Below are 26777 nucleotides of genomic sequence, written 5' to 3' on the forward strand. Positions count from 1 at the left end.
AGGATAAAAAAATGAAAAATTTACTGAAACTCGAAGAAGCCTTTATGTTCGCCCTGAGCATATTCCTTTTCACAAAACTGGATTTTGCCTGGTGGTGGTATCCCGTACTGATCTTCACGCCAGACTTGAGCATGATCGGATATATCGTCAGCCCACAGATTGGTGCTGCAACGTATAACTTTATCCATCACAAGGCGGTCGGAATTTCTGTATTTGTGATGGGAATGATGCTCGCAAACCAACCTCTGCAACTGGCAGGCCTGATCCTCTTCGGCCACTCCAGCATGGATCGGATTCTGGGATACGGTTTGAAATATCCCGATTCATTTCAACATACGCATCTGGGCATAATCGGCAAAGCATAAGTATGCATTAACCAAAGCGGGTCACGATTGAATCGTGACCCGCTTTTTGCTACACTAAGTGCATGACCATTCGTATGCTCAATTGTTTTACGTGCAATGCCCGCTGGCCCAGCACCTTGAAAACGGGAATGGTTTGCCTGTTAATCGACACAAACAAGGGGCTGACCCTCGTCGATACTGGACTCGGCCTCGATGATTACCATAACCCAACCTGGATGACGCGGATGTTCCGCATTATCACCATTGTGCCTTTCAACCCAGCCGAAGCTGCTTTCAATCAGATCAAGAAAATGGGATTCGATCCCAACGACGTAAAAAACATCATCCTCACCCACATGCACTTTGACCACTGCAGCGGGCTGGCTGACTTTCCAAAAGCAAGAGTCCATGTATATCGGGGTGAATATCATGCATTCACGGAGGGGAGGATACGTCAATTTACTGAATTTGCCTACATTCCCCGCTATATTGCCCACAAACCTGAATTCGTTTTATACGATCAGGTCGATTCAAAATGGTACGAATTCGACGCCATCCGCCTGCCCTTTGAACCCGAGATATATCTAATCCCCCTCTTTGGCCATTCGCGCGGACATTGCGGTGTGGCCATCAAAACATCCACAGGCTGGTTCTTCCACGCGGCAGATGCAGGCGCAGTTTACGACAACGAGACGCCAAAGTGGTTGATCAAACTTGTGCTCGGTCCGCACGACCCGGCACTGCGCGCTTTCATGAAATCACATCCGGAAGTTCTTGTCTCCAACAGCCACATGTATCCTGAGTTCTTCAACGAGCACCCAGTGATCGAATAGATCATGGCACGGGCAAGTTCTCGCATAACACCTGGTAAGGCTCCTCGCCAAAGAAGGTGGTCCACTGGGCGGCATCGAAATTCTGGGTGAGGCGATTGCAGGCGGCTTTGATCAGGTCATCTCTCTGAAATTGAGACATTTTTTGCATATCCCAAAACTGGATGGCTTTGAGGGATGAAGTCGCCAGCGTATTTCCATCCACTGAATAGGACATCCCGCTGACGGTATCCTTGTGGCGGATCCGCGTAATCTCGCCGCCGGTAAATGGGTCGATCACGAAGACATTGTTCAGCGCTCCCACCAAAAGACGGTCGCCGTGTGGGTTGAAGATCATCGAAGTGGCCTGTTCGCTGGGGATATTGCGAAGCAGATAAAAAACATCTCCCTGTTTCTGCCAGATATAGATCTGTCCCGATGTATTATTTGCCGCAAGCAGGGAACCACCCTGACTAAAAGCCATAAGCTGATGATCTCCCGGAGAGTCGATTACAGCAATGGTGTCACCTGTCTGCACATCGAGGATCAACAGCTTGTCCTGCAAACCCACAGCCAGTTGATCTGCAGCACTGGCCAGAGACATTATTTCCGTTTCATTCGAGAGCAGGTCCAGGAGCAATTCACCGTTCGTCACGTCCCATGCCTGAACATAACCGTCGAAATCCCCTGTGATCAAACGAGTGCTATCAGATGAAAAGACAATCGCTGGCACATTCTCAAATTTTTCGACCGTTCTCTTCGATCTGGCGGCAACATTGTATAGCACCACCTCCCCTTCATCCGTAGTGACACCGATCCATTTCGAGTCCGGGCTGACGATGATCTCTTCGATGAAGGCGTCGAATGAAAGGATCGGGGGGCCTTGCACGATTCCGCTTTGGGTGGCTATCTGATTCTTGTTCAGCAACCAGACCTGTTTTTCGTCAGATACGGCGATCCAGTCGCCTGATGGGCTGTATTGAACGTTTGATGCAACCGATTCCAGTTGAAAATAATTTGTCGAAGCGGGCAATGCGGAAATATCCCAGACGTGAATTTCACCGATCTGATCCCCAGAGATGAGATATTTTCCATCCTTGCTAAACGCAAGCACGTTGCCATCCCCGTTAATCGGGATCTGGAACATCTCTGCGCCAGTGGCGGCATTCCAAACCCGCACGGTCTTATCGTAGCCCGTGGTGGCAAGCCATTGACCATTCGGGCTGATCTCCACGCTGCTCAGGAAACTATCCTGCAACATACGGATCTTTTCCTTGCCGGTGGCGGTATCCCATATCCTGATTCTTTGATCATCGGAAACGGTGACAAACCATTTGCCATCCGGGCTGAAAGTGAGATCCTCCACCCAATCTTCATTGGTTATTTGAAACAGTTTCGCACCATTGCTTACCTGGGTCATGAACGCAAAACTATCCGAGCCGCCGGAGATCAGCTTGCTGCTATCCGGGCTGAAGGCGATCTCAAATACCTCGCCCCTGTGTGACGGACCGGTCAATACCCTCCCATCACGCAAATTCCAAAACGTGATGGTCCCCTCGTTACTACCAGCTGCGATCCACGTTCCATTTGGGCTGAATGCGGTCACGTACAAACCGCCAAATGTCAGAAGCTCAAATTCAAACTTGCGAGTCGCCAACGCAATAAAAGTGATGCGGCCATCGTCACGGGCCACTGCGAGCGATTTTCCATCCGGGCTGATATTGACATCCCAAATCGGAATGTTGTAATTGAACGTATCCTGCAATTCGCCGGTCTGCGCATCGACGATCATCACTTCACCGGACACATCACCGGTTGCAATGATCTTTCCATCGGGACTAAAAGCCGCATCTTCCACCGCGTCGGGGCTGTCCACACAAAAGCGCATTTTCCCATCTTGAAGTTCCCACACACAAGCTGTACCGTCTGCACTTGCAGTGACGAATGAATCTCCAGACGGGCTGATCTCCAGCGCGTTGATAATGTCCGATTGCTCCATTTGCGCGATCGGTACAGGAAGCAGTGAGATATTCTTGCGAAGAATATCCTCGGCTTCCTGCGACGGGCTGCGTCTCATCGAATCCAGGGCAAGCAGGGTGCTGATATAAAGTCCGCCCACCTTCGATTGGTAGATCTGCGCACGCGCGGCACTGCGTTGCGCCTCAGCAATGACCTGGTTTTTTTCAGCGATCTCCTGATTTTTTATGGCAGCATCGGCGTTTTCCTGCGCGATCTCAGCGTTCTTTTGGGCAAGTTTTTCATTCTTTTGCGCCAATATCTTTTGTTCCTGAGCCAGTTTTTCATTTGCGGAGGCTTTTCGCGATTGATATACCGCAGTGACAGACAGGACGATCATAATCAGCAGTGCAGTAGCTGCCGCGACCCAGAGCGTAGTTCTTCGTGTTTCATTCCGATAACTGAAATCAATATAGACCAATTGGAGATTGGAAGGCTTGGGGTCATTCTTTTCAGCAGAGGCCAGCATACGACGGGCGCTGCGCAAGTCGTTTCCACGCAAAAGCAGGCTGGGGTCTTTTTTTCGCTCCCATTCCAACGCCCGGACTTGCAAGCGGCGATGCTCCTGAACCCACTCAATATCAAGCGTAATTGCGACCTTTATCTTCTCCAGTCCTTCATTGAAGTCATCCTGCTCGCGAATGAAGATCCAATTCAGGTCACGGACGATCGGATTGACTGTCTTCGGGTCAACATCGCGGAGAACAATCGGAATGATGCGTTTGTTATTCTTAGCTGCATGCCCAATTTCTACATTACAAACCTCAGATGCGACCGAATCGGGACTGATCAGGAAGACAAATACATCTGATTCTTCAATTCCACGCAGGATCTCTTCCAGCCAACCTACAGCGGGCGGGATGTCTTCCCAATCGACCCAGACGTCGAATTCAATCTTTTTTAATGTATCGATCAGCTTACGCGCAACGGTGGAATCTTTTCGTGAGTAGGAAACGATAAGTTTGTTCATAAAATGCCTCAGGCGACGATTATAACCTTTGAAAACAAAAACCTCCGAGCTATTAATAACTCGGAGGTTCTGACTATCCGTACAGTTCTTTCCTGAAAAACTCTGGCAGGGCAAAGGCCGCCTTGTGCACTTCAGGATTAATATAATTATTTATCCCAGGTGGGAACGGGGTTTTCAACCCGTTTTCCCATGGCGTGTTCGATACATACATGAAGCCAATTCCCCCGCCGGGATAGGTTGGGATATTGGCATAGTAATATGCTGGATTCTTCGTCAATGCCTTCGCGGATTGATAAATTGTTTTGATCAGTTCCGTGTCGAAAAAGGGCTGCTCGCATTGGGTGGCAGCGGCTCCGTTGGGAGTCAACGCGCGCACCATGAGCTTGTAGAACTCATCTGAGAATAGTCTCTCTGCCATGCCGATGGGATCGGTCGTATCCGAGATAATGACGTCAAATTGACCGGGGTTTTCTTCGAGAAAACCAAAAGCGTCGCGGACTAATAATGTGGCACGAGGATCAGCCCACGGGTCGCCGAAAGAGGCGAAGTGTTCGCGTGAGAGATCCACGACACGCTGATCCAACTCACAGACGACGGCCTCTTCGACGGAGGGATATCGCAATACCTGCTGCAACGAGCCGCCGTCACCACCGCCTACGATAAGGACTCTCTTTGGCTTTCCAACTGCGAGCATGGGTACATGCACGATCATCTCATGATAGCCAATGTTGTCGCGCTCGGTGAGCTGGATGATGCCATCAAGGATCATGGCCTTGCCGAAAAACTCAGTTTCAACGATCTGTAAATGTTGAAACTGAGTCTGTTCATCTGCAAGGATATTCTTAATACGGATCCCCTTGCGATAATACGGGTGTAATTCTTCAGTAAACCAAATACTCATTCAAGTTCCTACACTGCGATCGGCAGTTTCGTTTCAACCGATGCCTCGCGGTCCAATTTACGCATCGAGAAATCGTCTGCGCCAAATGCACGTTTGATGCGCATCAACAATGGCATCATATCCATACCAATGGCACAGGTAAACAGATCGATCGCGCAGTAATTATGTTCAGGCCATGCATGCAAACTTGCATGCGACTCTGCGAGAAGCAAAAAACAGGTAAAGCCATGCGGGCTGAACTTGTAAAAGCCCTCATCCACAACCGTCAGGCCACTTTCACGTACGGCCTGCGCAAACAGCGAATAAGCTCGCTCGCTATCCATGAGAATCTCATGGTTGCAGTCGGAGAGATCAAAAATAAAATGCTCTCCCAATTTCAAAGTCGCGTTCACTCACACCTCCAAGGTTAAAAAATGAAAGAACCTACTGGGAACACTATCTTTTCCATTTCAAAACGATCCGCAAGATGTATTCCTTGCGTAACGAGTGAAACTGTTCCCGAGCAGACTCTATTGTGTACATTTATACTATGCCACAGCGGAGTGTCAATATTTTTTGCCAGTGAATATTGTTTACCGAAGAAGCAGATTGAAATCAAAATCATCATCACGCACGCTGAACGGGTCATAATCGTTATTCAACTCGGTTTTACATCAACGATTTTACACAGGCATAAAAACAGGTGTAAAAATTCGAAATTATGGTTAAATCTGCAGACGCGAAAGGAGAAAATATGTCTGACTTAAATGCTTTGAACAAGGAAACCCACGAAGCCTGGGAAGTGAATGCCGATGTCTGGGACAACCGCATGGGCGATGAAGGCAACGAATTCTTCAACATTTTATGCTGGCCCGCTCTCGCCTCTTTACTGGACCTGAGACCTGATTCGCACATCCTGGATATTGCCTGTGGCAACGGCCTCACCACCCGCCGCCTTGCCGAACTCGGCGCGCAAGTGACCGCATTCGACTTCTCCTCCAACCTGATCGAAAAAGCAAAAGTCCGCCTCGCAAATCATGCTTCACACGTCACTTTTCACGTCATTGATGCCACAAATGAATCTCAACTTCTCTCCCTCGGTGAAAATAAATTCGATTCCGCTCTCTCCAATATGGCGTTATTCGACATGGCCGATATTGAAACCCTGTTTCGTATTCTGCCCAGATTGCTCAAACCTAATGGGGCTTTCGTCTTCTCCATCACCCACCCTGCCTTCAACAATGCGTCCTCCGCGCATGTGGTGGAGGAAATCGATGATCATGGCGAAATGAAAATCACCTACGCCATCAAAACCTCGCGCTATATGACTCCCTTCCACCAGCGCGGACTCGCCCTGCGCAGCCAACCCAAACCACAAGTCTATTTTGATCGTCCGCTTCAATACTATTTGAACCTCGGCTTCCAAAACGGATTTGTCCTCGATGGCTTCGAAGAACGCGCCTTTCCGCCCGAAACTTCGCAATCACATCCGCTTAGCTGGGGTGGAAAATTTAGCGAACTGCCCGCCGTAATCGTCGCGCGGATGAGACTCGTTTCATAAACTTCTTCCACTCTTCGTCGGCCTGCTTGCAGATCAATTCGGTTTGGGCATCGCCATCTGGCTCTTGTTACTTGGCCCGCTTGCCCTTATCATTGGCCTCCCCCGCCATGACAAACCCTAACACCTCCATTTACATCCATATCCCCTTTTGCAAACACCGTTGCGCCTACTGCGATTTCAACACCTACGCGGGCCAAGAAGATTCGATACCCGCATACGTACAAGCTTTAATCAATGAGATTGAATTTGTTGGACATCGCACTGAGCAGATGAACGTCCACACCGTCTTCTTCGGAGGCGGGACTCCCTCGCTTCTTTCCGCGCCGCAATTTGATTCCATACTACGGGCATTACGCTCCGCTTTTACATTCACCGCTGACGCGGAGATCAGCATCGAAGCCAACCCCGGCACGATCTCACCAGAAAAATTAAATGCAATTCGAAAATCTGGGATCAACCGCATCAGCTTTGGTGTGCAATCTGCCAACACCGAAGAACTACGCATGCTCGAACGCATCCACGATTTCTTCACCGTCATCGAAGCCGTGTCCACTGCAAGAAAAGCTGGCTTCGACAACCTCAACCTCGACTTGATCTACGGACTCCCCGAGCAAACACTTGCCTCTTGGCAGACCACCCTCCAACGCATCGTTGACCTGCATCCTGAGCACATCTCCGCCTACGCGCTCACCCTCGAGCATGGCACTCCCTTTGGACGCTGGTCATCCAAAGGCCTGCTCCCCCTCCCCGACCCAGATCTCGCCGCCGAAATGTACGAATACGCGGAAGAGTTTTTGGAGGCGAATGGGTATGTGCATTATGAGATATCAAATTGGGCGAAAACGAATTCTGAATTCAGAATTCAGAATTCAGAATTTATGTGCCGTCATAATCTCCAATACTGGCACTCCCTTCCTTACCTCGCCTTCGGCGCAGGCGCACATGGATACGCCAATGGCTATCGTTATTCCAATGCGCTAAGAATCAAAACCTACATCGAACGTCTAAACACTGATAACAGATCACTGAACACTTCTTTTCCTCTTTCTCCTGCAACAGTAAATCAACATAAACAGACGCCGAAAGATGACATGTCCGAGTACATGCTGAACAATCTCAGACTAACGAATGCCGGGGTTGTAGAATCAGATTTCAGATTAAGATTCGGAAGCGGGCTTTTGGATGTCTATCCAAAGGAAATTGAGGACCTTGTCAAAAATGGGTTACTTGAATACGCAAAGACCTCAGAGGTTTACAGGCTTACCAAACGCGGAAGGCTATTGGGGAATCAAGTCTTCGTAAAGTTTGTGTAGCATAATCAAAAAGACCTCCAAGTTTTACCTTGGAGGTCTTCCTTATTACTTTTTACTGCCTTACTTCTTCTTTGCAACTTTCTTGACAGCCTTCTTCACAACCTTCTTGGCTGCAACTTTCTTGACAGCGGCTTTCTTAGCAACAGGCTTCTTGGCAACGACAGGGCGGTGCTTGAGTGCTGCATGAGCTGCGGCCAAACGAGCGATTGGCACGCGGAAGGGCGAGCAGGAAACGTAGTTGTTGCCGATCATGTGACACCATTCGATGGAGTCAGGATCGCCGCCGTGCTCACCGCAGATACCCACTTCAAGATCGGGGCGGGTCTTGCGGCCTTCGGAGATCGCCCACTGCATGAGAGTACCCACGCCGTGGCGGTCAATGGTTTGGAAGGGGTTCTTCAAAAGAATGCCCTGTTCCTGATAAGTGATGAGGAAGTTGCGCTCGGCATCATCACGTGAATAGCCGTAGGTCATTTGGGTCAGGTCGTTCGTGCCGAAGGAGAAGAACTCGGCATTGCGAGCCACGTCAGCAGCTGTGATTGCGGCGCGGGGGATTTCGATCATGGAACCAAATTTGTATTCAAATTTGATCTTCTTTTCGCCCATGACTGCGGCGGCGATGCGCTCGAGGCGCGGCTGGATCCAATCCAATTCCTTGACGGTGCCGGTGAGCGGGATCATGACTTCGGGCTTCACGACAATTCCGCGCAGGGTGCAGTCAGCGGCGGCTTCAAAGATGGCGCGGACTTGCATTTCCACGATCTCAGGCATGACGATGCTCAAGCGAACACCGCGCAGACCCATCATCGGGTTGGATTCGTGCATACCCTTTACGGACTCGAGTAGATCTTCCTTTGCTTTCAAACCAGCGGTCTCACCCTTGACGCGCATGGTCACTACTTCTTCGAGAAGCTTTTCTTCGTCGGGCATGAATTCATGCAACGGCGGGTCGATCAAGCGGATAATAACGGGATAGCCGTCCATCGCTTCAAATAGACCGTCAAAATCCTTGCGCTGGCTGGGCAGCAACCTGTTCAGAGCAGAGGTGCGTCCTTCGGAAGAATCAGCGAGGATCATTTCCTGAACAATGGGCAGGCGCTCGGGCTCAAAGAACATGTGCTCGGTACGGCAAAGGCCGATACCTACCGCGCCGTATGAACGTGCGCGCTGGGCATCCTTTGGATAATCTGCATTTGCCCACACCTGCAAACCGCGTGTCGGTCCGCTGTCTGTAGCAGAGCGGATATTCTTGCGGGCACAAATTTCATCTGCCCACTTGAGCAGGGTCATCAATTCAACCTGTTCCTCGATGGAAGGAATGGTTACAGGGATCTTGCCGACATAGATCAAACCGGTTGTGCCGTCGACGGAAATCCACTCGCCTTCCTTCACGACGATTTCGCCGACATTCATCAAACGTTTTTCAAGATCGATCTTGATCGCAGAGGCGCCTACTACGCACGGAATACCGAACTGACGAGCTACGACTGCTGCATGAGATGTGGCGCCGCCTTCGCTGGTCAACACACCCTTGGAGGCGATCATACCGTGGACATCATCGGGCTTGGTGAACGGGCGCACCATAATGGTGTCCTGTTTGCCTTCTTTAGCCATCTTCTCAGCCATGTCGGCATCGAAATAGATCTGACCAACAGCCGCACCGGGAGAAGCGTTCACGCCTTTGGCGATCAGCTTGCCAGATTTCTCTGCGTCTTTCTTGGCTTCATTATCGAATTGCGGGTGCAAAAGTGTATCCACGTTTTCAGGGGTCACACGTTCCACTGCTTCGTCTTTTGTGATCAAGCCTTCAAGTGCCATATCCACTGCCATTTTGACGGTGGCTTGGGCAGTGCGCTTGCCATTGCGGGTCTGGAGCATCCACAACTTGCCACGCTCAATGGTGAATTCCACATCCTGCATATCCTTGTAATGTTTTTCAAGGCGGGCAGCGATCTTCATGAATTCATCGTAGGCCTTGGGCATGCGATCCTTCAAGGTTTCGATCTGGTTTGTGTTACGAATACCAGCGACAACATCTTCGCCCTGAGCATTGAACAGGAATTCACCCATCATCTTTTTATCGCCAGTGGAGGGGTTGCGACTGAAAGCCACACCTGTGGCAGAGTCATCACCCATGTTGCCGAACGCCATGGTCTGAATATTCACTGCTGTTCCCAAAGTATGGGAAATACCGGTCGCATTGCGATAATCAATAGCGCGCTTGCCATTCCAGGATTTGAACACTGCTTCGGTGGCCAATTCCAGTTGCTTGTACGGGTCCTGTGGGAAATCAAAACCCTTCTCTTTTCGAATGACAGCCTTGAAAGCCTCGACCATTTGAGCCCAATCTTCGGCGGTCATTTCGGTGTCAAGCTTGTAACCTTTTTCATGCTTGTATTCATGAAGAGGTTGTTCGAACGATTCATCGGGAATTCCCAACACAACCGAACCAAACATCTCAACTAGGCGGCGATAAGAGTCATACACAAAGCGGGCATTGCCGGTCAACTTGACCATACCAGCTGCGGTCACATCGGTTAAACCAAGGTTCAACACAGTATCCATCATGCCGGGCATGGAGAATTTCGCACCGGAGCGGCAGGAAACCAACAGGGGATTCTTGGGATCACCAAATTTTTTGCCTGTTTGCTTTTCAACTGCTTTTAATGCTTTTAGTTCCTGATCCCACAAACCTGCGGGAAATTTCCCCAATTTCTGATACGCGTTACATGCTTCGGTTGTTACGGTAAAAAACGGAGGTACAGGTACACCCGCACGCGTCATATCCAACAAGCCCGAACCTTTGCCGCCCACGAGCGCCTTTACCGCATCCCATGAACCGCCAGCAACTTTCTCAGCCTCTTTTACTTCGTTAAAGAGATAAACCCATTTAGTCATTGTAGCCTCCTACAAGAATTAGAATTTTGATTGTGAAATATTTTACCAAAAACAGTCTAGTTTACATATGACAAAAATCACCAGATAATCAGATTTCAATATTACAAACCTACATCAACCCTTAAAACCATCCAATTTAATAAATCAATTACGAGAAACAACCGCTAAATTCTGTAAACACCCTGCAAAGTGAATCTAGGGGTAAATCAGGGATAATATGGCAAGGAAAAAAGCATGACTACTAAAATACTTGTAATCGATGACGATGTTGCAATCACTGAATTGATGAACATGTTGCTGAAAACACACGGCTTCGAAGTGTTCACAACAAACAGTGGCGTGGAAGGCGTAAAGCTGGTTGAGGAGCATAGACCCAGTGTGGTTCTTCTCGACCTGATGATGCCAGACATGGATGGATGGCAGGTTTGTAAGGCAGTCCGCTCTTTCAATAACGTGCCCATTCTCATCCTCTCCGCGATCAATGACCCCAGTATGGTTGCCAGTGTTTTGGACGCAGGTGCTGATGATTTTCTTGTCAAACCTGTCCCAAGCAGTGTGCTCGTGGCTCATATCAGAAAGATGGTCAGGCGCAATACTACTGGCGCATTGAACATGGGACTGAATAAATCGAGTTCACGTACCACCCACCCGCTTCCATCCTGACCCCAATATATTTCTAAAAAGCCCATCCATAAAAGGATGGGCTTTTTAGTTCCATTAGATAGGCAGGAGTTTAGGAAGCTAAAAACATTAAACCGTCTGCGGTCGCCTGCGCAAATTCCATCATTGGCATATGACCAGCGCCTGATAGTTCAAAAAGCTTCGCAGATGGCAAAACAGATATTATCTCCTTTGAGCGGTCAAGGGGAATCAAAACATCCGCATCGCCGTGTATGAGTGTGACGGGAAAATCTAAATGGTTGTTCTGAAGGGCTGAAAGATAAGGTAGCATTTCCTCCCTTTCAGCCATCGCTTTCAATGCGCCGATGACAGCAGGCTTGCTCTGCCTTCCAATGACCGCGCGGACAAACTCCTGCACCCGCATATCAGCAGATAATTTCGGTGTCATTGCTTCGACGACAACACCCACTCCATTTTCAGCGACATCGGAAGCGGTCTTGTAGCGTCCATCTTTACGCTCGGGCGTGTCTGCAGCGGCTTGCGAGGAAATCAACCCCAAACCGATTACGCGTTGCGGGTATTTTTTCAAAAACGCCAGCGCAACATACCCGCCCATGGAATGACCTGCGATTGCTGCTTTTTCGATTCCCAGGTCATCCAACAATCTGGCAATATCATCCGCCATATCCGCCATCGAATATGGAGATTCGATGGTTGTAGATTGTCCAAATCCACGCAAGTCTGGCAGAATAACGTCGAATTTATTTTCCAATATGGGGGCGACTTCGTCCCAGGAGGTATGGTCCAGGGGAAAGCCGTGGATCAGTACCAGAGGGATCCCCTGTCCACGGCGTGTATAGGCCAGATTGATTCCATTTACAGAGATCGTTTTCATTTTATACTCACTTTCTTTATGCTCACTTCCATTGTACAGCAACTTTTAATTTACTGCCCAATTTTGATTTGTAAAATATATAACCATTATCACGTCCAAATTCATAGACACGGCGTGTGATCTCCACGTCTGCCTTGCAATATTCAGCGATCTTTTCCAATTGACCTTCACGGAACCATTCCACCGCCTGAACGCCGTCAGCTGTTTTTGCTGCACCGAGAGTGGCACTGGCAATGGAATCGAGTCCGATTCGAAAACCAAGAGTCTTTTGCAGGTCGAGGAGCATGTCAACGGTCGGGATGGAAGCGAAACGGACTTCGGGAGCGTAAGGTTGAAGCACCAGGTAGTCGAATCCCTTTAAATTAAATCCGATCACTTTCGTCGCGGATCTTAATTCGTTGATCAATGCAGGAACATCCTTTTCCCAATACACAGAAAAATCATTGGTCTGCGTCGACCAGGTAATGCCGCAGGCAACGCGGAGTTTGCTAATGTTTTCGCGCCCGCCAACATCTTGAAAAAGATTTTGAGATTCCAGATCAAAAAATACAAGGTTCATGCTGCACTTGATGTTCCTTTCTCCAATTCCTCGCGTGCAAAGGCCAGGGCCTGCCCGCGGTTTTCGATTTTTCCCGCAGCTTGATTCTCGCGGATCAATTCCAAAAGGTGACCGACGACCGGCCCGGACTTGATATTCAACTCCTTGATCAATTCATGGCCATCAAGCAGGCGAGGCGGCGCGACAATTTCTTCCGGACGCTCCCAATAATTTTCAAGCAGGATACGGGCAATATCGAGATAAACCGTCCACGTTTCCAGGGTGAGGTCCTGAGCGCGTGTACCGCGCAAATCTGCAAGACCAAGCAAAATGAGGTCAATGCCCGCTTCGCCTGCATCACGGAAGAAACGATAAATGGCCTTGCGGGACGGGGCCTGGTTTTTATGCTCCATGCGGCTTGCAAAGGAATGCATTCGCATGTGATTTTTTATGATGATATGCAGGCGCTCGGCTTCATCATTGCTCAGGTTGAAAGCGTGTGCCCGCTCTGCAGCAACGTCCGCCCCCTTAACATCATGGTCAAAAAAACGGATGCGTCCAGTCTCTTCAACGGTTCTGGTTCCAGGCTTGCATACGTCGTGATAAAGCGCGGCAAAGAACAAAAGCGAGCGCATGGAGCGGTCCACGTTGAGCGGTTTGGCAAAGTGATTTGCGATCTGTTCGCGAAAACGTCCCAGCCGCAACGTAAGCAGACCTGTGAACATGTCGTTGGTCTTTTCGGCGTTGTAACCGATGCGCAAAGCGGAAACGATCTGGTCAAGATAATCAAGCACGGAAAGTGTGTGCGTCCACACTTCATAGACGTGCGGTTCGGATTGCTCGACGCCTTTCATCGGAACCAATTCGGGCATGAGATGCGGAAGCACACCCAGCATTTCGAGCGCACGCATGGACGCATCGGGCTTCGGACCGTGGAGGATTTTGAAAACTTCATCGCGCAGACGTTCCACAGAGATGCGCCCCAATTGATCTACAGACTGCTTCATCAATTCACGTGTCCCTTTTTCGATGCGAAATCCGAAAAAGGCCGCCTGACGAACCGCTCGCAAAATGCGAACAGGGTCATCAGACAGTGAAGTTGAAGAACAGGCACGGATGAGTTTTGCGCGCAAATCCGTCCCGCCATCCAGTGGATCAATAATGGTGCCATCGTGCGGGTTGTAGGCAATGGCGTTCATGGTGAAATCGCGGGCACGCAAATCCTCTTCAAGGCTTTGACCAAAAACGGTGCTGGGATTGGGACTGCGATAAACGGAGAAATCCAGGAAGGTGCGTGTGCCATCTTCATTTGTGACGATCACACGCCCCGTGTCACGCTCCTCGTCGAGGGAAACAAAGTCGGCGCCGAGAGTGTTTGCCACTCTCCGGGCAAGGGAAATGCCATTTGACGGCAGAACAAAATCGAGGTCGGGTGAGATGCGTGAAAGTAACAAGTCACGCACTGCACCACCGACGAGGTGGATTTCCTGGTCGGCGGGCAGAATAGTCAGTAATTTTTCCAATAAAGGCGGAAGGGCAAGGGAGGTATTCATAAAAACGATCTCGGGTTTTTCCTTATGACGGCTGTGTTGGGAAGCGCGCAACGCCTGCTCAGGCGTGCCGCCCTGTGCCACCACCCTTCCACGAACACGAGCGACCCAGCGGCCTGCATAAGGCGAGGAAGGTTGCTCGGGGTTCGGAGATTCGTCGTTCATTTCAACCGCTGGTACAGAGGTTATGAGGGTGGCTGGTACTTTTCCAAATCCACAACGCCGACAAAGGGCAGGTTGCGGTAATACTCATCAAGATCAAGGCCGTATCCAAAGACAAATTTATTGGGAATGGAAAAGCCAAGATAATGAATGGGGACATGCGCCTCGCGGCGCTCGGGCTTATCCAACAGGGCGCAGACTTTCAGCGATTTCGGCTGGCGGGTTTCAAGCATTTGCAAAACGGATGAGATGGTGTGGCCGCTATCCACAATGTCTTCAACAAGCAGCACGTTCTTGGAACGGATGTCAGTTTGCAGGTCGAGGGTGACGCGGGCTGATCCGCTCGATTCGCGCTTGCCTACGCCATAGGATGAGACAGCCATAAAGTCCACCATGTGCGGGGTGGTGATACAGCGGCTGAGGTCCACAGTGAAGGGCACGCCCCCGCGCAGGATGCAAATCAACAGGAGATCATCCTTGAGATAGTCGGCACTGATCTGCGCACCCAATTCTCTTACGCGCGCCTGCAGTGTTTCTGCATCTATCAGAATTTCAGAGAGAACATCTTTGTAATTTTGCATGAATGTAGTCCTGTAGTTTTGCAGTTTGAAAGCTCAGTACAACTAACGCGGAACTTCGTGATGCAGCCGGCAGCGTGCCTCATATAACTCGGACGCGCCAACGATCACAACAGGGTCATCGTGGCGGGCGGGTTTACCGTTGACTAGTCGCTGCGTGCGTGAAGCGTCATCACCGCACACCATGCAGATCGCATGCAGCTTGGCCACATCTTCCGCTTCAGACATCAAGACAGGCATGGAACCAAAAGGCTCGCCGCGAAAATCTGTATCTAGGCCCGCGACCAAAACGCGCACGCCGCGCGCGGCCAGTTCCCGGGCGATGATCACCACTTCAGTGTCAAAGAATTGCGCCTCGTCAATTCCTACGACGGTTGTATCCTTATCCAACCTGGAGCGAATCTCCGCCGCGCTTTCAACGGGGATCGCGTCAAAAGTTGAACCTGCGTGGGAGGCCACCTTCTCAACTGCATAACGAATATCAATGGCGGGCTTGAATACCTGTACTTTTTGTTTTGCAATGGTTGCGCGAATCAGGCGTCGAATCAACTCATCTGTTTTTCCGCTGAACATGGACCCGCAAATGACTTCGATGGAACCGTGCGTATGCTTCATTCAGATTCTCCCAAATTAATGATGGCATGATTTGAAGTGAAAATTTCCGCTATTTCAAAAACGGGAAACTTCAAACTCCATATTACATAAAAACAGGCAGATGCTAAGCATCTGCCTGTCTAGTTTACCTGAGAAACCTTTACCTGACAAAGTGCCCAGGCCGAAAGGTAAATCCTATTCGGCTGCGCCCGCTTCTTCAGTGGGAGCTTCGGTGGTTTCAACTGCTGCTGCCTTGGGGGCCTTTGGAGGCTTGGGGGCATCGGGAACCTCGGGAACTTCAAAGCCCAAAGCGCGCAATTTCTTCTTGGCGGCGGTGAGGGAAGACTGGCCGAAACCAGCGATCTCCAACACGGCGGCGTTGCCTTCGCCAAGCTTCGCCAGCATCTGGCCAATGCTCAGAATGCCGACTTTCTTGAGAGCATCTGTGGCACGGGGGGAAAGTTCCAAATCATCGATCGAGCGATCGGGAGAATTGGAAGCTTCTTCCTTGGATTTCTGCTGCTCGACATAGGTCTGGCGCGCGGAAAGCTTCTTGTAGAAGCGGTCCACCTGACCTTCAATATCCATAAGACGGGCAGATTCACCGGTAAAAAATGGATGACAGTTGGAACATACATCGATACGCAACTCTTTCCGGGTGGAAAGGGTGACCCATGTTTTTCCGCAGGAAGCGCAGGTTACCTTCGCTTCAAAGGCTGTGGGATGGATTTCTGCTTTCATGCTACTCTGCCTCAACCGGGATAATGTTTACGCGTTTGCGTCCGTGAAAAACGTCGAACATAACAACCCCGTCTGCAACTGCAAACAAGGTATCGTCCTTGCCAACCAAAACATTCAAGCCCGGCTTGATCTTGGTGCCGCGCTGGCGGACGAGGATATTTCCAGAAAGAACAAATTGACCGGCGTAACGCTTTACACCCAAGCGTTGGGCGTTGCTGTCACGACCGTTGCGGGTTGATCCGCCACCTGTTTTATGAGCCATTTCTACCTCGCTTCACTAATTACTACTTTTCTTTTTTCTTGTCAGCGGACTTGGTTTTGCGGCCACCCTTCAGTTCGCCCTGAAGTTTTTCGAAGCCGTCCCAATCGCCTTTGGCAGCGAGTTTCGCCTGAGAGATCCAGCCTTTCGGATCCATCATCTGCAAACCAGCAGCATCCAAAGCCTTCTGAACGGTAGCAGCCTTGGCACCAGCCAAATCTGCGAATGTGGAAATACCAGCTTCATTCAGAACTTTGACGACCTTCGGTCCGATGCCCTCGATCTTGGCGAGGTCATCCGCTTCCTTGCCACTCTCAGCCTGCTTCTCGACTTCGACAGCCTTCGCAACGACAGGCTTTCGCTCTTCGCCGGCTTTGCCAATGAAATCGATCATCAAACGGGTATAGAAATGGCGATGACCACCCTTTACACGGATGCGTTTCTTGGGGCGATATTTGAAGGAAATAACCTTGGGGCCTTTTACATGATCGACCACGGTGGCTGAAACTTTGATCTCACCAACTGTGGGAGTGCCGACCATTGTGACATCATCGTCTGCCATCAGCAGAACGCGGTCAAAGTCAAACTTGTGGCCTACTTCATAGGCGAGGCGGTCCACATCAATTGTGGAGCCTTCAACGGCGCGGTATTGCTTGCCGCCGCTTTCAACGATTGCAATTCTCATTATTATGATCTCCAGTCATCACTTCGCCGCGCATCCCGCGGACCACTTTACCCGTTAAAACACAGGGGAGGTCTACGCCGAACCGTGGGGAAGCTGGGTTTATTTAGCGCGCGGTATTATACATGGAGGAAGGCGCACCTGTCAACGATTCCGGGGTGCAAAATTCCACCACTCCCCGCCTTTTGGGCGGAGAATGATGAAAGATCACCTGCAAAACAGCGATGAAACGCCTACTTGGGAAGCATTGAGGTCAGGGTTCGGGTCACCGTTTGGAGTTGACCCGCGTGGCCTTTGATCTTGTTCACATCGCCCGTGCGCAGACCCGATTGCACATCCGTGATCGTCTTGGAAGTGGACACTTCATTATCAATGATCTTCTGGGTCGTGGCTTCCAACGTGACAAGCATCTGCATCACATTTTTTGGAATAATGGGCAGGTTCCTGAGGATCGGCAGGAGCACATCCAATATGCCGTTGGCGGTGCGGGCATATTTGACTGTCAACGTATGCAGTGTACCGATGGAAGTGGTCAATTCCAGCGCGATCTCCTGGATCGAATCAATCATCCCCTTGTGCTGCTCGATGATCTGGGCAACATCTGTCACAGACTTCGTCAACTGGTCTGAAAATTTGACAATCGAACCTGAACTTGTCTTTGCGGCAATCATTCCGCTTCTGGCGGGAACTCTGGTCGGTGCTGGCATGGAAAACCTCCTGAAAATGATGATGATTATTACCCGAAATCAAAGGTAATTTCTCCCAACTATACAATACTTCATTTCCAAAAACAACCTTATTGACAAACATTTATATCTCGTATATCCTGAATGGGTTGACCCAAACAGACAAAGGAGTTGCCATGAATCAAGCTGACTCGAATGGGGAACGCATGCGCACGTGGGCACTATGGCTTGTTCTTCCCCTTGTGATCGGAATTTTGATCGCCTCTGCAATTCCACAACCGGTGATCGGCATCATCCGCCTTGATGATGCGATTTATTCATACACGGCGCGAGACATGATCGCGCAGATCAATTATGCAATTGACAATCCTGAGGTGAAAGCGGTTGTATTGGCATTCGACAGCCCCGGCGGTACCGTGGTAGATACGGAAGCCGTATATATGGAACTGGCAAGGCTACGGGCCAAAAAACCTGTCGTCACCGCCGTGAATGGCATGGCCGCCAGCGGAGCCTACTATCTATCGGTAAACACGGATTACATTTATGCCAAGCCAACTTCGATGGTGGGCAACATCGGCGTGATCGGCTATCTTCCATCCACCCCCGTTATTTTTGAAGAGATCATTTCTACGGGCCCGTACAAACTATGGGGCGCGCCGCGCGATTCAGACATGCGCCAGATCGACATGATCAAGGAAGGCTTCTTTCAGGCGGTGATGTTTGGGCGCGGAGACAGACTCAAGGTCGGGCAGGATGTCGTGCTGAGCGGACAGATCTGGATCGGCAGTGAAGCGGTCCGCATTGGCATCGCTGACGAGATCGGCACCGAAACAGACGCCATCAACAAGGCTGCCCAACTTGCACAGGTTGCAAACTTCAAAACCGTTGACCTGCGCGATCTGGCCGGGGCTATTAGTAGTTCGCTCCCCTTTTTCTTCCAAAGCCCCGAAGGCATCCTCACGCCTTACCCAACCGAACCAGGTATCTATCTGCTCTTCATCCCGCAGTTGCCTGTGGAACAATAGGAAGCCGCCATGAAAAAGAACATGCTCTGGATCGCAATTGCCGCTTTGATCTTTCCACTCCTCGCGCGCGGATTATGGTTCTATCGCGGTATTCCCAACCGCCCTGAGATCGGAACTCCGGATTATCAGGCACTCACCATTTCCCAACCGCCGCTGGAAACCCCATCAGCCGACGAAGTTATCGATCAAATCAACGGCATCGTGTTGTTGGATTTCGCGCACGCCAACCAATATCAACCGCCCGAAACAAAATCTTTGCAGGAAGCCATCGAAAAACGCGGCGGAAAAATTGAAACACTGACCGACTCGACCCTGCTCGAATATAAGCTCAAATATGCCAGTGCCTACATAGTCATTTCCCCATCCTATATGTTCAGCGCAGACGAAACCCGCATCGTGAAGGCCTTTGTCAATCGCGGCGGGAGGCTGCTGGCTTTCACCGATGCCACGCGCGGCGCCATGTATTACGACATCAACGGCAACATCCTTAATTTTCCAGACACAAGCCTGATCAACCCGTTGCTTTCTGCATTCGGGATCACACTCAATAATGATTATCTTTACAACGTCGAAGAACACGAGGGCAATTTCCGCAATGTCTTCTTCGACGACTTCGGCAAAAATGAGTTGACCTTCGGACTCAAACGGGTCGCGCTCTACGGGACTCACTCGGTCAAAACTTCCTCGGGGCTGATCCTGCTTCGAGGAGCAGAATCAACCCTCTCGTCCATTGACGATGCGCATGATCCCGATGAAGGCGGCGCAGCGCTCAGCGCGGACGGGAATGTCCTCGCGTTCGGCGATTTCACATTCCTGACTTCCCCCTATCAAAACGTGGCCGACAACGCCACTCTCATTGCCAATATCGCAGACTTTACGCTTGGCGGCAAACAAATCATCACGCTTGCAAATTTCCCATTCACATTCACCCAACCCGTTCTGCAGGTTTATCGCACATCCGAAGTGCGCATGACCGCGGAAATGACCGCTGCCCTCAGCGGCCTGCAAGAGTCGCTTCGTTACGTGGGCATCTCCATCGAGATCACCGATGAACAGCCAGATGGCGACGCGTTGATCCTCGGCTTGTATACCCCAAGCGACGAACTGCTCGATTATGTTAAACCATTCGACATTGAGTTGGATGACAACGAATTCATCAACGTGCCTGGGTTTGGAGAAGTCGGCCGTTATGGAAATGCTCTTCTGCTTTTCAATGCAAATAAAAAGGGCAATACCATTACTCTGCTTGCCGACACCCCTGAAGATTTGATCGTCCTGCTCAACACATTAGCCAGCAATTCGCTTTCTGGCTGCATCCAACAAGGCGATATAGCCGTTTGCAGCGTTGGCTATGGCGGCAGTTATTCAGATGGTTCAGAGACGGAAACGGAAGCCACCACCGAGCCCGCCACCGAAGAAGTTACCCCAACCCCCGGAGGATAAAATGAGCGAAATGATTCAACTAGGAAGTGTGAACGGCTATCTTGCAAAACCGAGCGGAGCAGGCCCCTTCCCCGCTATGATCGTGATTCAGGAATGGTGGGGACTGGATTCTCAAACCAAATCCATCGCAGACCGTTTTGCACAGGAAGGCTACCTCGCCTTTGCGCCTGACCTGTATCACGGTGAACTCGCCCAGCTTGGCGATGGCGACACCGCGATGAAACTCGTGCAAAAATATGGCCCCGTGGCTCATAATGATTTGACCGCACTTTACGATGCGCTGAAATCACATCCCGATTGCAATGGCAAGGTCGGCAGTGTTGGATTCTGCTTCGGCGGCCGCATGTCTCTCGCCTTGAGCACGATGCGCCCCGTGGATGCGGTCTGCACGTTTTACGGAGGCGGGATGCAAACGGTCTTCGATCAATTGCGCGCCAACCTGAAAGCTCCCGTGCTTGGATTCTTCGGCGATGCCGATGTTTCCATCCCTGCGGGCACCATCGAAGAATTCGAAAAACTGCTCGATGAGGTCGGCGTGGAGCATGAAGTCATCACCTATCCCAACTCCGGTCACGCCTTCTTCCGCGACAGCGACCCCAGCGTGTACATCCCCGAAGCCTCAAAAGATGCCTGGGAACGCGCGAAGAAGTTCTTCAAGAAGAATTTGTAGGAAATGAATCCCATCGCATCATGACAAACCTCAACCTGATTCAGCGTCAAATCATCGAGTCGCCCCTTGACTCTCGTCTCTTCGTCTCAGGCCGCGCAGGGACGGGGAAAACAACCGCCGGTGTCGAGCGCATGCGCTTCCTGCTCGAACAAGGCATCCCCGCCGACTCGATTCTGATGCTCACACCGCAGCGCACGATGCAGGAGCCGTACCTCGAACTGCTCTACAGCCCCGAGCGGCGCGCAGGTGGTGAAGTCACTTCCGCCACCATTGGCGGCCTCGCCAAACGTATGTGTGACCTGTTCTGGCCCATCGCCGCCGAAGCCGCTGGATTCAAAAACCCCGAACGGGCTCCCGTTTTTCTCACACTTGAAACCGCACAATATTACATGGCGTTTATCGTACGCCCCCTGCTGGATGAGGGCTATTTTCAATCGCTCACCATTGACCGCAACCGCCTGTATTCACAGATCATTGACACCTTGAACAAGGCAGCGGTGGTCGGGTTTCCGCATACCGAGATCGGCGCGCGCCTTGATGCCGCCTGGGTCGGTGACCCTGGTCAGCGCCGCATTTATCAGGATGTGCAGGATTGCGCCATCCGCTTCCGCGAGTATTGCCTCGAACACAACCTGCTCGATTTCTCCCTTCAACTGGAAATTTTCGCCGATATTCTCTGGCCGCAGGAACAGGTGCAAAACTACCTCAAACGGACTTATCGCCACCTCATCTATGACAACATCGAAGAGGATGCGCCGCGCGCGCACGATATCGTCCGCGAGTGGATGGCAGATTTTGATTCGGCGCTGTTGCTCTACGACAATGACGCGGGGTATCGCCGCTTCCTCGGAGGCGATGCAGTAAGCGGCTACGCCCTGAACGAGACCTGCGAGAGTCAGGTCGAATTCATCGAGAGTTTCGTCTCATCCGAAAATATCATTCAGCTTTCCAATTCGCTGGTTTCTGCCATCACAAATCAAAGCACGGGAGAAGAGACCTATCCGACTGACACGATGGAATTCATCATGGCACATTTCTACCCCGAGATGTTGAATGAGGTGGTCGGGAAAATAAAAACATTGATCGAAGAAGGCACGCCACCCGCCGAGATCGTGGTGCTTGCACCGTATCTTTCAGATGCGCTGCGTTTTTCGATCGCTGACCGTTTGGAGAAGGAAAATATTCCGTGGCGGTCACATCGGCCTTCGCGTTCACTGCGCGACGAACCCGCCAGCAATGCGCTATTGACTCTCTCCGCGCTCGCGCACCCACATTGGAATGTACGTCCTACAAAGTTCGATGTGATGCAAACCCTGATGTTCGCATTGGACACAGACCTCGTGCGCGCGCAATTGCTGACCGAAGTGGTGTATGGCCAAAAAGACTCGAGGCTTTCGCCCTTTGAAGAGATCAGGCCCGAGATGCAGGAACGCATCACCTACAGGCTCGGAGAAAAATACGCGACCCTGCGCAACTGGCTGCTCGAATATCGCGATGCCGCCCCCCTGCCACTGGATTTCTTTTTGCGAAAATTCTTCGGTGAAGTGCTTTCGCAGCCCGAGTTTGGATTTCACAGCGATATGGATGCAGTGCGCGTGGCTTCGAGCCTGATCGAATCCATCAAGAAATTCCGCAATGCGATGGAACCATTTGACCAAACAGACTTTGACATGGGCAGGGAATATCTTGCCATGTTGGAAGACGGCGTGATCGCCGCACAATATCTCGAATCATGGCGCAGTGAAAATAAGGATGCCGTGCTGGTTGCGCCCGCCCACACCTTCCTGATGATGAATCATCCTGTGACCGTTCAGTTCTGGCTTGACCCTGGTTCTGTGGGTTGGGTTCAGCGTCTTTCACAACCGCTGACTCATCCTTACGTTCTTTCGCGCGAATGGGATCCTTCGCAGGGACATTTCTGGATGGACACCGATGAAGTGCGCGAAGAGACCGATGCGCTGGCACGGCTGGTCGGCGGGCTGCTCAGCCGATGCAAAGACAAAGTATTTCTGGCGTTGGCCGATTTGAGCGAATCGGGAATGGAACAGCGCGGTTCATTGCTGCGCGCTTTCCAAAAGGTGCTGTCGTTGCAGGGGCAGGAATGAAATCCGTTTTTGCGGAGCGCGGACTTCAGTCCGCATGTATCAAAAAGCACGTGGATTGGGTTAAAGATTTCAAAATGCTTTCCAGGAAAACTGGGTGGAAATGAAAACGCGCGAACTCCTGTGGATTCTCCTCCTCGCGGCTCTGACGACGCTCGGGCTCGGGCTTGATCTTGTCACGAATGCAATCAACACGCAGGGAAACGCCTGGGACTTCCTCTATTACATCGCGCTGGCCAAGGATGGATTTCGCGCTGACCCATTGGCGAGCCCGTTTGCCTATCGTTACCTGACTCCCTTCCTTGTGCATGGATTGTCCCTGCTGGGATTCTCCATCGAGCGCGGATTCGGTGTCATCGCGTATTTCGGCGCGATCACGCAACTCACAGGGATTTTCTTCTTTGTCAAATGGCTGAGCAATTCAACCAAAGGCGCCTACCTCGCCATGGCTGTGACGGCGCTTTCATTATTCAATGTGAAGTTCCTGCTCTTCGATATTTACAGGCCAGACCATCTGGCCTACGCGCTCATCCTGTTACAAACCTATCTGGCGTTCAATCGAAAATTCCTGCCATTGCTGGTCGTCACGCTCATTGCGTCACAGATTCGGGAATTCAACATCATTCCACTGGTCGCGTATTTATTCATGGCATATCGCAGTGAAGAGCGCGGACTTTTCATCAAGCAGGCCGCCATTTCAACAGCCTGCCTCGCTCCCGCCATTCTCCTGCCGCGCCTGCTCATCCCTGTGACCGAAAATTACCAACTCGTCGGGCTTTCAGGAGATGCCCTGCTCACCACAGTCATTTTGCCCTTCATCCCAAGCGTGGACGTGAATTTCATCTTCTCCATCTTCGCCTATCTTTTGCCTTTGCTGTTCCTCGCTGACCTGAAAACCATCAAAACCGCATTCGCCTCCCTGCCCGAAAATCAGCGTAGATATTTGCTGGCGTACACGGTTTTCGTACTGTTGCTCAGTTTCTTCGGCGGCACCGACTTCAACCGCTTTGCTACATTTCTCTTCCTGCCGCAGATCATTTTGATTGGGCTCATCGCCCCAGCCATCCCCAACCTGCAGATCGGGTTCATGCTCGCCGTCACTTTCATCTTCAACCGACTCTGGATGCACATTCCCGATTGGGACGTGGAGAAATACCGTGATTTCTACGGCGGATTTTCACTGCGGCTGAACATGTCCACGCTGAATCGGATCGTGGAACTGGTCGCTTTTCTGGCACTGGGTTTCGGTTTGCGAAAATGGATAGGGAAGTCTCGCGTGATCGAAACATAAAAACACAAAGGCACCAAGACTCAAAGAAAAAAATTTGCAACTTTTCATCTTAGCGGCTTCGTGATTTTCAAGCAACCGAAAATAAAATTCTCGAGGGCAATTTGTCTTTTTATTCCCTAAATTACACCCTGCAAGACCTCGTTGGTTTCACACTCGCATTCCTTCTTTTGGTGCCAGCGGGGGGGGGGGGGGGGGGGGGGGGGGGGGGGGGGGGCCGGCGGCCCGCCCCCGGGCCGGGGGGGGGGGGGGGGCGCCGGGGGGGGGGGGGGGGGGGGCCCCCCCCCCCCCGGCCGGCGGCGGGGGGCCCCCCGGCCGGGGGGGCGGGGGGGGGGGGGGGGGGGGGGGGCCGCCCCGCGGGGGGGGGGGGGCCCCCGCCGGCCCCGGGGGGGCCGGGGCGGGGGGGGGGGGGGGGGGGGGGGGGGGGGGGGGGGGGGGGGGGGGGGGGGGGGGGGGGGGGGGGGGGGGGGCGGGGGGGGGGGGGGGGGGGGGGGGGGGGGGGGGGGGGGGGGGGGGGGGGGGGGGGGGGGGGGGGGGGGGGGGGGCCCCCCCGCGCCGCCGGGGGGGCGGCCGCCCCCGGCCCCCGCGGGGGGGGGGGGGGGGGGGCGGGGGCGCCGGGGGGGGGGGGGGGGGGGGGCGGGGGGGGGGGGGCGGGGGGGGGGAGGGCTGCCCGCGATGGGGGGGGGGGGGGGGGGGGGGGGGGGGGGGGGGGGGGGGGGGGGGGGGGGGGGGGGGGGGGGCGGGGGGGGGGGGGGGGGGGGGGGGGGGGGGGGGGGGGGGGGGGGGGGGGCCGGGGGGGGGGGGGGGGGCGGCCGCCCCCCCCCCCCCGGGGGGGGGGGGGGGGGGGGGGCCGGGGGGGGGGGGGGGGGGGGGGGGGGGGGGGGGGGGGGGGGGGGGGGGGGGGGGGGGGGGGGGGGGGGGGGCGGGGGGGGGGGGGGGGGGGGGCCGCCGCCCAGGGGGGGGGGGGCCGGGGGGGGGGGGGGGGCCGGCCCCCCGGCGGGGGGCCGCGCGGGGGGGGGGGGGGGGGGGGGGGGGGGGGGGGGGGGGGGGGGGGGGCGGGGCGGGGGGGGGGGGGGGGGGGGGGGGGGGGGGGGGGGGGGGGGGGGGGGGGGGGGGGGGGGGGGGGGGGGGGGGGGGGGGGGGGGGGGGGGGGGGGGCGGGGGGGGGGGGGGGGGGGGGGGGGGGGGGGGGGGGGGGGGGGGGGGGGGGGGGGGGGGGGGGGGGGGGGGGGGGGGGGGGGGGGGGGGGGGGGGGGGGGGGGGGGGGGGGGGGGGGGGGGGGGGGCGGGGGGCGCCCGGGCCGGGGGGGGGGGGGGGGGGGCCGGGGGGGGGGCGGGGGGGGGGGGGGGGGGGGGGGGGGGGGGGGGGGGGGGCCCGGGGCAAAAGGGAGGGGGGGCGCCGGGGGGGGCGGGGGGGGGGGGGGGGGGGGGGGGGGGGGGGGGGGGGGGGGGGGGGGGGGGGGGGGGGGGGGCCGGCGGGCCGGGGGGGGGGGGGGGGGGGGGGGGGGGGGGGGGGGGGGGGGGGGGGGGGGGGGGGGGGGGGGGGGGGGGGGGGGGGGGGGGGGGGGGGGGGGGGGGGGGGGGGGGGGGGGCGGGGGGGGGGGGGGGGGGGGGGGGGGGGGGGGGGGGGGGGGCGGGCGGGCGCGGGGGGGGCGGCCCCCGCGCGCCGGGGGGGGCGCCGGGGGGGGGGGGGGGGGGGGGGGGGGGGGGGGGGGGGGGGGGGGGGGGGGGGGGGGGGGGGGGGGGGGGGGGGGGGGGGGGGGGGGGGGGGGGGGGGGGGGGGGGACAACACCTCCCCTCGCCGACCGTCCCAGCGGATTGTACGGCACGCATCAAATGGTGATCGCCGACCGCACCATCTACGGCGTATCTCTGACCACTTACAACAAATTCGTAAGCGAACTTGAATTCCTGTTCACCGAAGATTTTTCAAACTGGCAACCCATTGACGACGCCTGCAGAAAATATTCCATCGACCTGTTGATCTTCAGCGACCTCGACCCAGCCTGGCAAAGTCTTGCCGTACTCAAGACCCAAAGGTCCGCGCTGTACGAAAATGAGCACTACTCCATTTTTGCGTGCGGAAGTTATACGAAAATAAGGTAGCATGCATCATGTTAAAATGAACAAGATAGGCTTCGAGCAGCGCGGGAA

At 53.7% G+C, this 26777-nt stretch carries 24 protein-coding genes; 11 read left to right on the top strand and 13 right to left on the bottom strand.

Annotation, left to right across the window (positions count from 1 at the left end; translation table 11 throughout):
* The first annotated feature begins 11 nt into the window (after positions 1-11).
* Both IPI86_RS10260 and IPI86_RS10265 read left to right on the top strand, forming a co-directional pair.
* Positions 12-365: a DUF4260 domain-containing protein gene (locus IPI86_RS10260; RefSeq protein WP_345297913.1), complete on the top strand. Its 354-nt coding sequence runs from the start codon at positions 12-14 to the stop codon at positions 363-365.
* 62 nt (positions 366-427) lie between these two features.
* Complete coding sequence (locus tag IPI86_RS10265) at positions 428-1177, top strand: MBL fold metallo-hydrolase (protein ID WP_345297914.1); 750 nt, start codon at positions 428-430, stop codon at positions 1175-1177.
* Position 1178: 1 nt separating this feature from the next.
* On the opposite strand, the gene IPI86_RS10270 is transcribed toward IPI86_RS10265, so the two are convergent.
* From IPI86_RS10270 to speD, 3 genes are all read right to left on the bottom strand, one after another.
* Complete coding sequence (locus IPI86_RS10270) at positions 1179-4139, bottom strand: TIR domain-containing protein (RefSeq protein WP_345297915.1); 2961 nt, start codon at positions 4137-4139, stop codon at positions 1179-1181.
* 73 nt (positions 4140-4212) lie between these two features.
* A complete protein-coding gene (gene speE, locus IPI86_RS10275; protein ID WP_345297916.1) occupies positions 4213-5040 on the bottom strand; it encodes a polyamine aminopropyltransferase in 828 nt (275 codons plus the stop codon).
* Positions 5041-5048: 8 nt separating this feature from the next.
* Complete coding sequence (gene speD, locus IPI86_RS10280; protein WP_345297917.1) at positions 5049-5432, bottom strand: adenosylmethionine decarboxylase; 384 nt, start codon at positions 5430-5432, stop codon at positions 5049-5051.
* 341 nt (positions 5433-5773) lie between these two features.
* On the opposite strand from speD, the gene IPI86_RS10285 reads away from it, so the two are divergent.
* Together IPI86_RS10285 and hemW are read left to right on the top strand one after the other, a co-directional pair.
* Complete coding sequence (locus tag IPI86_RS10285) at positions 5774-6580, top strand: class I SAM-dependent methyltransferase (RefSeq protein WP_345297918.1); 807 nt, start codon at positions 5774-5776, stop codon at positions 6578-6580.
* Positions 6581-6687: 107 nt separating this feature from the next.
* A complete protein-coding gene (gene hemW, locus IPI86_RS10290; RefSeq protein WP_345297919.1) occupies positions 6688-7893 on the top strand; it encodes a radical SAM family heme chaperone HemW in 1206 nt (401 codons plus the stop codon).
* Between the two features lie 60 nt (positions 7894-7953).
* On the opposite strand, the gene ppdK is transcribed toward hemW, so the two are convergent.
* The gene (gene ppdK / locus IPI86_RS10295) at positions 7954-10791 is read right to left on the bottom strand and encodes a pyruvate, phosphate dikinase (RefSeq protein WP_345297920.1); all 2838 of its coding nucleotides are present in this window, start codon (positions 10789-10791) and stop codon (positions 7954-7956) included.
* A gap of 234 nt (positions 10792-11025) precedes the next feature.
* Here ppdK and IPI86_RS10300 point away from each other — a divergent pair, with 234 nt between their 5' ends.
* The gene (locus IPI86_RS10300) at positions 11026-11454 is read left to right on the top strand and encodes a response regulator transcription factor (protein WP_345297921.1); all 429 of its coding nucleotides are present in this window, start codon (positions 11026-11028) and stop codon (positions 11452-11454) included.
* Between the two features lie 70 nt (positions 11455-11524).
* On the opposite strand, the gene IPI86_RS10305 is transcribed toward IPI86_RS10300, so the two are convergent.
* The 9 genes from IPI86_RS10305 to IPI86_RS10345 form a co-directional block, all read right to left on the bottom strand.
* Positions 11525-12307, bottom strand: coding sequence for an alpha/beta hydrolase (locus IPI86_RS10305; protein ID WP_345297922.1), 783 nt, complete (start codon positions 12305-12307; stop codon positions 11525-11527).
* 22 nt (positions 12308-12329) lie between these two features.
* The gene (locus tag IPI86_RS10310) at positions 12330-12866 is read right to left on the bottom strand and encodes a ribonuclease H-like domain-containing protein (RefSeq protein ID WP_345297923.1); all 537 of its coding nucleotides are present in this window, start codon (positions 12864-12866) and stop codon (positions 12330-12332) included.
* The gene (locus tag IPI86_RS10315) at positions 12863-14560 is read right to left on the bottom strand and encodes an HD domain-containing protein (protein WP_345297924.1); all 1698 of its coding nucleotides are present in this window, start codon (positions 14558-14560) and stop codon (positions 12863-12865) included. Before IPI86_RS10315 ends, IPI86_RS10310 begins: the two co-directional genes overlap by 4 nt.
* 20 nt (positions 14561-14580) lie before the next feature.
* On the bottom strand, positions 14581-15138 hold the full coding sequence (hpt, locus tag IPI86_RS10320) for a hypoxanthine phosphoribosyltransferase (RefSeq protein ID WP_345297925.1): 558 nt from the start codon (positions 15136-15138) through the stop codon (positions 14581-14583).
* Between the two features lie 42 nt (positions 15139-15180).
* Positions 15181-15750 (bottom strand): thymidine kinase, encoded by a 570-nt coding sequence (locus IPI86_RS10325; protein ID WP_345297926.1) that lies wholly within the window; start codon positions 15748-15750, stop codon positions 15181-15183.
* 174 nt (positions 15751-15924) lie between these two features.
* The gene (rpmE, locus tag IPI86_RS10330) at positions 15925-16470 is read right to left on the bottom strand and encodes a 50S ribosomal protein L31 (protein ID WP_345297927.1); all 546 of its coding nucleotides are present in this window, start codon (positions 16468-16470) and stop codon (positions 15925-15927) included.
* Position 16471: 1 nt separating this feature from the next.
* The gene (gene rpmA, locus IPI86_RS10335) at positions 16472-16732 is read right to left on the bottom strand and encodes a 50S ribosomal protein L27 (protein ID WP_345297928.1); all 261 of its coding nucleotides are present in this window, start codon (positions 16730-16732) and stop codon (positions 16472-16474) included.
* Positions 16733-16754: 22 nt separating this feature from the next.
* Positions 16755-17414, bottom strand: coding sequence for a 50S ribosomal protein L21 (gene rplU / locus IPI86_RS10340; RefSeq protein WP_345297929.1), 660 nt, complete (start codon positions 17412-17414; stop codon positions 16755-16757).
* 230 nt (positions 17415-17644) lie between these two features.
* Positions 17645-18118, bottom strand: coding sequence for a hypothetical protein (locus IPI86_RS10345; RefSeq protein WP_345297930.1), 474 nt, complete (start codon positions 18116-18118; stop codon positions 17645-17647).
* A 155-nt stretch (positions 18119-18273) separates the two neighbouring features.
* On the opposite strand from IPI86_RS10345, the gene IPI86_RS10350 reads away from it, so the two are divergent.
* The 6 genes from IPI86_RS10350 (at position 18274) to IPI86_RS10375 (ending at position 26729) form a co-directional block, all read left to right on the top strand.
* A complete protein-coding gene (locus IPI86_RS10350) occupies positions 18274-19122 on the top strand; it encodes a S49 family peptidase (RefSeq protein ID WP_345297931.1) in 849 nt (282 codons plus the stop codon).
* 9 nt (positions 19123-19131) lie between these two features.
* Positions 19132-20565, top strand: a complete 1434-nt coding sequence (locus IPI86_RS10355; RefSeq protein WP_345297932.1) for a DUF4350 domain-containing protein — start codon at positions 19132-19134, stop codon at positions 20563-20565.
* Between the two features lies 1 nt (position 20566).
* Positions 20567-21235, top strand: a complete 669-nt coding sequence (locus IPI86_RS10360) for a dienelactone hydrolase family protein (RefSeq protein ID WP_345297933.1) — start codon at positions 20567-20569, stop codon at positions 21233-21235.
* A 20-nt stretch (positions 21236-21255) separates the two neighbouring features.
* Positions 21256-23340, top strand: coding sequence for a UvrD-helicase domain-containing protein (locus IPI86_RS10365; protein WP_345297934.1), 2085 nt, complete (start codon positions 21256-21258; stop codon positions 23338-23340).
* Between the two features lie 100 nt (positions 23341-23440).
* Positions 23441-24628, top strand: coding sequence for a hypothetical protein (locus tag IPI86_RS10370; RefSeq protein WP_345297935.1), 1188 nt, complete (start codon positions 23441-23443; stop codon positions 24626-24628).
* Between the two features lie 1831 nt (positions 24629-26459).
* Positions 26460-26729, top strand: coding sequence for a hypothetical protein (locus IPI86_RS10375; protein ID WP_345297936.1), 270 nt, complete (start codon positions 26460-26462; stop codon positions 26727-26729).
* Positions 26730-26777: the final 48 nt, after the last annotated feature.

The sequence above is a fragment of the Candidatus Villigracilis affinis genome, from assembly GCF_016705895.1.
Lineage (GTDB): Bacteria > Chloroflexota > Anaerolineae > Anaerolineales > Villigracilaceae > Villigracilis > Villigracilis affinis.

Bases quoted from the DNA above. Each gene is read 5' to 3' on its own strand.
- rpmA (WP_345297928.1), bottom strand. From the start codon at position 16,732: ATGGCTCATAAAACAGGTGGCGGATCAACCCGCAACGGTCGTGACAGC.
- ppdK (WP_345297920.1), bottom strand. From the start codon at position 10,791: ATGACTAAATGGGTTTATCTCTTTAACGAAGTAAAAGAGGCTGAGAAA.
- IPI86_RS10285 (WP_345297918.1), top strand. From the start codon at position 5,774: ATGTCTGACTTAAATGCTTTGAACAAGGAAACCCACGAAGCCTGGGAA.
- rpmE (WP_345297927.1), bottom strand. From the start codon at position 16,470: ATGAAAGCAGAAATCCATCCCACAGCCTTTGAAGCGAAGGTAACCTGC.
- hpt (WP_345297925.1), bottom strand. From the start codon at position 15,138: ATGCAAAATTACAAAGATGTTCTCTCTGAAATTCTGATAGATGCAGAA.
- IPI86_RS10260 (WP_345297913.1), top strand. From the start codon at position 12: ATGAAAAATTTACTGAAACTCGAAGAAGCCTTTATGTTCGCCCTGAGC.
- rplU (WP_345297929.1), bottom strand. From the start codon at position 17,414: ATGAGAATTGCAATCGTTGAAAGCGGCGGCAAGCAATACCGCGCCGTT.
- IPI86_RS10315 (WP_345297924.1), bottom strand. From the start codon at position 14,560: ATGAACGACGAATCTCCGAACCCCGAGCAACCTTCCTCGCCTTATGCA.
- IPI86_RS10310 (WP_345297923.1), bottom strand. From the start codon at position 12,866: ATGAACCTTGTATTTTTTGATCTGGAATCTCAAAATCTTTTTCAAGAT.
- IPI86_RS10300 (WP_345297921.1), top strand. From the start codon at position 11,026: ATGACTACTAAAATACTTGTAATCGATGACGATGTTGCAATCACTGAA.
- IPI86_RS10370 (WP_345297935.1), top strand. From the start codon at position 23,441: ATGAAAACGCGCGAACTCCTGTGGATTCTCCTCCTCGCGGCTCTGACG.
- IPI86_RS10350 (WP_345297931.1), top strand. From the start codon at position 18,274: ATGAATCAAGCTGACTCGAATGGGGAACGCATGCGCACGTGGGCACTA.
- IPI86_RS10360 (WP_345297933.1), top strand. From the start codon at position 20,567: ATGAGCGAAATGATTCAACTAGGAAGTGTGAACGGCTATCTTGCAAAA.
- IPI86_RS10270 (WP_345297915.1), bottom strand. From the start codon at position 4,139: ATGAACAAACTTATCGTTTCCTACTCACGAAAAGATTCCACCGTTGCG.
- speE (WP_345297916.1), bottom strand. From the start codon at position 5,040: ATGAGTATTTGGTTTACTGAAGAATTACACCCGTATTATCGCAAGGGG.
- IPI86_RS10365 (WP_345297934.1), top strand. From the start codon at position 21,256: ATGACAAACCTCAACCTGATTCAGCGTCAAATCATCGAGTCGCCCCTT.
- hemW (WP_345297919.1), top strand. From the start codon at position 6,688: ATGACAAACCCTAACACCTCCATTTACATCCATATCCCCTTTTGCAAA.
- IPI86_RS10355 (WP_345297932.1), top strand. From the start codon at position 19,132: ATGAAAAAGAACATGCTCTGGATCGCAATTGCCGCTTTGATCTTTCCA.
- IPI86_RS10305 (WP_345297922.1), bottom strand. From the start codon at position 12,307: ATGAAAACGATCTCTGTAAATGGAATCAATCTGGCCTATACACGCCGT.
- IPI86_RS10265 (WP_345297914.1), top strand. From the start codon at position 428: ATGACCATTCGTATGCTCAATTGTTTTACGTGCAATGCCCGCTGGCCC.
- IPI86_RS10345 (WP_345297930.1), bottom strand. From the start codon at position 18,118: ATGCCAGCACCGACCAGAGTTCCCGCCAGAAGCGGAATGATTGCCGCA.
- IPI86_RS10325 (WP_345297926.1), bottom strand. From the start codon at position 15,750: ATGAAGCATACGCACGGTTCCATCGAAGTCATTTGCGGGTCCATGTTC.
- IPI86_RS10375 (WP_345297936.1), top strand. From the start codon at position 26,460: ATGGTGATCGCCGACCGCACCATCTACGGCGTATCTCTGACCACTTAC.